7 protein-coding genes are annotated in these 4,552 nt (G+C 68.4%); 6 read left to right on the forward strand and 1 reads right to left on the reverse strand.

What is annotated here, in order from left to right:
• The first annotated feature begins 339 nt into the window (after nt 1–339).
• The 6 genes from ACRDSQ_RS27430 to ACRDSQ_RS27455 all read left to right on the forward strand — a co-directional run bounded on the left by ACRDSQ_RS27430 (nt 340) and on the right by ACRDSQ_RS27455 (nt 3,997).
• Nucleotides 340–675: a hypothetical protein gene (locus tag ACRDSQ_RS27430; RefSeq protein WP_431424970.1), complete on the forward strand. Its 336-nt coding sequence runs from the start codon at nt 340–342 to the stop codon at nt 673–675.
• The gene (locus ACRDSQ_RS27435; protein ID WP_431424972.1) at nt 665–949 is read left to right on the forward strand and encodes a DUF6235 family protein; all 285 of its coding nucleotides are present in this window, start codon (nt 665–667) and stop codon (nt 947–949) included. Before ACRDSQ_RS27430 ends, ACRDSQ_RS27435 begins: the two co-directional genes overlap by 11 nt.
• A 161-nt stretch (nt 950–1,110) precedes the next feature.
• Nucleotides 1,111–1,662: a DUF6423 family protein gene (locus tag ACRDSQ_RS27440; RefSeq protein ID WP_431424974.1), complete on the forward strand. Its 552-nt coding sequence runs from the start codon at nt 1,111–1,113 to the stop codon at nt 1,660–1,662.
• A 73-nt stretch (nt 1,663–1,735) separates the two neighbouring features.
• Nucleotides 1,736–3,028, forward strand: a complete 1,293-nt coding sequence (locus ACRDSQ_RS27445; protein WP_431424981.1) for an NAD(P)-binding protein — start codon at nt 1,736–1,738, stop codon at nt 3,026–3,028.
• Nucleotides 3,021–3,446, forward strand: coding sequence for a DUF6187 family protein (locus ACRDSQ_RS27450; protein WP_431424975.1), 426 nt, complete (start codon nt 3,021–3,023; stop codon nt 3,444–3,446). Before ACRDSQ_RS27445 ends, ACRDSQ_RS27450 begins: the two co-directional genes overlap by 8 nt.
• Nucleotides 3,443–3,997 carry a carboxymuconolactone decarboxylase family protein gene (locus ACRDSQ_RS27455; protein WP_431424977.1) on the forward strand — a complete coding sequence of 185 codons (555 nt, stop codon included), beginning with the start codon at nt 3,443–3,445 and terminating at the stop codon, nt 3,995–3,997. The genes ACRDSQ_RS27450 and ACRDSQ_RS27455 overlap by 4 nt, the downstream gene beginning before the upstream one ends.
• A 229-nt stretch (nt 3,998–4,226) precedes the next feature.
• Here ACRDSQ_RS27455 and ACRDSQ_RS27460 read toward each other — a convergent pair whose 3' ends face one another.
• Nucleotides 4,227–4,349, reverse strand: coding sequence for a hypothetical protein (locus ACRDSQ_RS27460; RefSeq protein WP_431424979.1), 123 nt, complete (start codon nt 4,347–4,349; stop codon nt 4,227–4,229).
• Nucleotides 4,350–4,552: the final 203 nt, after the last annotated feature.

Genomic DNA, 4,552 nt, shown 5'->3' on the forward strand with positions numbered 1-4,552 from the left:
CGCAATCCGCAGCTACCTGGCGACCGCCATCAAACACGGCGTCCGCTTCATCGACGCGCTGACCATGCTGGCCCAGCGCCGTCCCTGGCTGCCCGCACTTCCCGCATAACCAGCTGACCAGTCACCCCCCCAGGAGTCCGGTCGGCGGCGTATAAATCCACTCCCGAGGTGCGCTGATTCGTGTCGTGAATTCGTCATGCCCGGCGCGTGGGGAAATTAGCCCGCGGTTGTGAGCGCTGCCCGTATGTTCAGTGTCGGGCACACTGGCAGTGTATTCGCGCGTTCTTCAGACTAATGGAGCGCGACTTATGCGCCTACCGCCGGCGGAGGGAGCGAAATATGGCTTCGGTGACGAATGCGTTGCGTTCCGGTGTCTTCGGGGAGGACTACGTGGAACTGGCCGACCAGGTCGCCGTGGCGCTGGGAGGACTCCCACGCGACGGCCGACGCGCCGCGATGCGCAGGCTGACCGAGGTGCTCGCCGAGCAGGACGCCGACCGGTCCCAGGTCGACCACTTCGTCGAGAGCCTGCTGATGACCGCCCGGATGTCGCGTGCCCGTGACTACCGGATCGCGATGGCGAAGGCGGAGAAGCCGGCGGAGCCGCGCGACATCGATGACGTGATCGCCCTGCTGGAGGTCGGGACCGATGAGTCGGGAACGTATGCGGCTTAAGCTCAACCTGGGGCTGGCCCGCCTCGAGAAGTGGGCGGGCTCCGCGGGCCAGGCCGAGAAGAACGCGCTCTACAAGGCGCTGTTCGCGGTGGCCGACGGCACGGTCTACAACACGTACAAGGTGCTCGACGATGTCTCCCGTGACGGCGAGTCCTTCGTCGTGGTGCGGGACAACCTGATCGTCAAGATCTGTTTCCGCGAGCCGGACGTCTTCGGCGTGCTCTACATCGGGGCGCCCGAGGAGTCCGTCGAGTCCGAGGCCGAAATCACCTGAATCCGCGCAAGCCGCCAGTGGAACGCGGTTCGAGGGCCGATCGGCCCAATCAGGAATCGTGTCATTGAGCTTGTCTGGATCTTGTGCCAGCCTGGGTCCGAGATCTCGCGTCCACGTTTTCCCGCAAAGCTCGATCTAGTTGTCGAATGCTGCCAGGAGGCATGGTGTCGGAATTGGACATTCCCGGGTTGGACGTATCCAGTCGGGTGCGCGCACGCGATATCCAGATGGCCGCGGTCGCCGATGTGCGCAGGCGCGTCCTGATGATCTCCGGGGCGGTGGACGCGCTCGACCACGACGTGGCGATGAGCCTGTACCTGCCCGAACCCGGACGCTGGCAGGTGATCAAGTCCGAGACCAACCTGACCGACCAGACCTGGGTCGCCATGCAGGTCACCACCGACGACGACACCCACTTCATCGACGGCGACGACGGCATGATCATGTCCCGCCAGTTCGCCCGCACGTTCCTGACCCCCGACCAGCGCAGGCTCACCTTCCACGACGGTGAGGTGCGCCCCGGCGAGTCGATGCTCAAGGTCTTCGACCTGGAGTGCTCCACCCGCAAGCCGACGTACGCGCACGCCCGCTACAGCGCCTCGCCGACCGACAGCCCCGAGCAGACCGCCGAAGCGGTGCGCAAACTCGTGGCCGACGGGATCGCGCAGCGACCGGTCATCGAGATGATCGTCCCCGTCACCGTCATCGGCTGACCTCGCGAAGTCTCGACACGGGCGGAGCCGGGCCACCCGGCTTCGCCATCGCGTCCATCCCAGGCGAGGCCAGATCATGAAGTTCATGCCCGAACCGCACCTGCTGGAGTCGCCGAGACACCGGGATTGGCCACACGCTTTGGTGTCGCGGCCTGCACCCGGTTCCGCGATGCCCGCCCGCGCCGACGTGGTCATCGTGGGCGCGGGCCCGGCGGGTCTGGCCGTGGCGTCCGCGCTGTGGCACCTCGGCGTGTCCGACGTCGTCCTGCTGGACCGCGACGGCAGGCCCGGTCACCGGTTCTTCGACCGGATCGACACCCTCGGCCAGCGCGTCCTGCGTTCGCCCTACGAGCACCACCCGGGTGTCGAGGGCTACCGCGACTGCGAACTGCTCGACTTCGCTCGGCTGCACTGGTCGCGACTCTCCCCGGTGGAGCGCCGGGAGATCCGCATGGCGCAGGCCGGGCACCGGTCCGTCGTCCCGGTCGACGTCTTCGAGGCGTACTGCCGCCACCTCGCCTCCGTGCACGGCGTGACCTCACGGACCTGGCGCGCCCACGTGCGCGGCGTGCGGCCCAGCCCGACAGGTCTCGCCGTGCACACCGACCGCGGCCGCGTCGACGCGTGGTTCACGGTGCTGTGCCTCGGCGAGGAACGCCGCGCCGCGCCTGCGGGCTGGTCCGACGGGGTGGGCTACTGGGACGAGCCCGTGCCCGCCGCCGCCCGCTCGGTTGTCGTGGTCGGCGCCGGTTTGAGCGCCGCGCATGTCATCGCGAACTCGCTGGCGGCAGGCCGGTCCGTGCGCTGGGTGCTCCGCGAGAACGAAGAGCGCTACCAGTGCGCCGACGTGAATGCCTCCTTCTTCCGCCCCGAGGGCCGCGCCCGATTCGACAACACGTCCTGGTCGGACCGCCTCACCCTCATGGGCCGCCACCGCCGCGCGTCGGTCATGTTCGAGTTCCAACCCCTCCTCCGCGCCGCGGAAGCCGACGGCAGGCTGACCGTGCACCGCGGCCACGCCGTCACCGACGCACGCCCAGGCGCTGTGCGATTGGCCGACGGCAACACCGTGCACGGCGACCACGTCGTCCTCGCCATCGGCACCACGCCCTCCACCGGCGAGACCCTGCTACCCGCCGACGTCGTACGTGCCCGCGACGGTTGGCCCGACTTGGACGAACGCACCCTCGCCTACCGCGCCGACCCGCGGGTGTTCGCCGTCGGCGCCGCCGCGTGCATGGTGCTCGGCCCCGCCGCCCGCAATATCGACGGCCACCGGGTCGCCACCGCCCGGGTCGCCGCCACCATCGCCGCCCGACTCGGCGTGTCCCAGCCGACTTCGATGGAGGTCGAAGCCCTTGTCTGACACCAGATTCGACCTCCCTGCCCTCGACGACCCGGCGTCGACCGAAACCGGGATCATGCTGCTCGGCCTCGACCCGGACCGGCTGCTGGCGTGCCTGGCCGTGGTGGCCCTCGCCGACGACGCCGGGCAGGTCGCCATGCTCGTCGACCACGTCCGCCATGGCGGCGCCCGGCTGACCATGCCCGACCTGGTCGCCGCCGGTGCCCGCCGATGGCGCTCGATCCGCCCGGACCTGGCCGACGCCGACCCAAGCCCGTCGACGTCGGCGTCACTGCGTCAGGCGTGGGAGCGCAGCCACCGCACTCTCACCACCGTGTTCAGCACGGCCGGCCCGTCCGGGTTGGTCTACCTCACCGCCTGCTGGCTGCGCCGCGCCGACATCGACGATGTGGTCGCCACCCTGGGAGGACAGCCATGACCTACTTGCCTTCGCTACCCGAGAACGCCGTCCTGTTCGACGTGTTCAAGGCCTATCCCGATACCGCCCGCCCGATCATCGAGTACCACGAGACCGTGATGCGTGGCCCGTCCCCGTTCAGCCTGGCCGAACGCGAGCTGATCGCCGCCTACGTCTCGGGCGTCAACAACTGCGCGTACTGCCACGGCGTCCACACCGCCACCGCCGAGGCTCATGGCGTGGAACCGGGGCTGCTCGAAGCCGCGCTCGCCGACCTCGACGCGGCTGACGTGGACCCGCCGCTGCTGCCAGTGCTGCGGTATGTCGGCAAACTCACCCGCACCCCGTCGGCGTTGACCCCGGCCGACGCCGAGGCCGTATTCGCCGCGGGCTGGGACGAGTCCGCGCTGCACAGCGCCGTCCTCGTGTGCGCGTTGTTCAACTTCATGAACCGCATGGTCGAGGGCTTCGGCGTCAGCGCGGACGCGAGCTACTTCGCCGTGTCGGCGAAGCGTCTGCACGACATCGGCTATGTGGGGCTCGCCAAATTGATCCCACCGGCTGCCGCCTGATCGGCCATTCAGCCCGCGACATTCGACATTTCCAACGAAACGAGTGCCGACCTTGTGACTGAGTGCTCGTTCCTGCGACCGACTCGTCGAATGCCCTGCTTGGGAATCCACTGAGGGTAGCCACGGGATCACGCAATTCGATCGCCGCGCAATTGTCAAACCTCGCGTGCCGCAGTGCCGGCCATGATCGCACGCCGCTGACGAACAGTCGTCCGACGTGCGGTTCTGGCTATCTGGGCGTCGGCTGGGCTTCCTGGGCGACCTCGGGCTCGGCGGGCGACTCCTTGTCGAGGTCGACGCCGAACTCGCGCACCAGCATGGTGTAGATGGGGTTCGGATCGGTCTGCAGCATCGTTTTCTTCCTGTCTTTCGCGGGGTGTCCCGATCGGAGTTACCCGCTCTGTTCGTATTCACACCCCTTCTCGTTCCGTGACTGGTCAGCTGGTTATGCGGGAAGTGCGGGCAGCCAGGGACGGCGCTGGGCCAGCATGGTCAGCGCGTCGATGAAGCGGACGCCGTGTTTGATGGCGGTCGCCAGGTAGCTGCGGATTGCGG

Source organism: Actinokineospora sp. (genome assembly GCF_050699995.1).
In the GTDB taxonomy this organism is placed as follows: Bacteria; Actinomycetota; Actinomycetes; order Mycobacteriales; family Pseudonocardiaceae; genus Actinokineospora.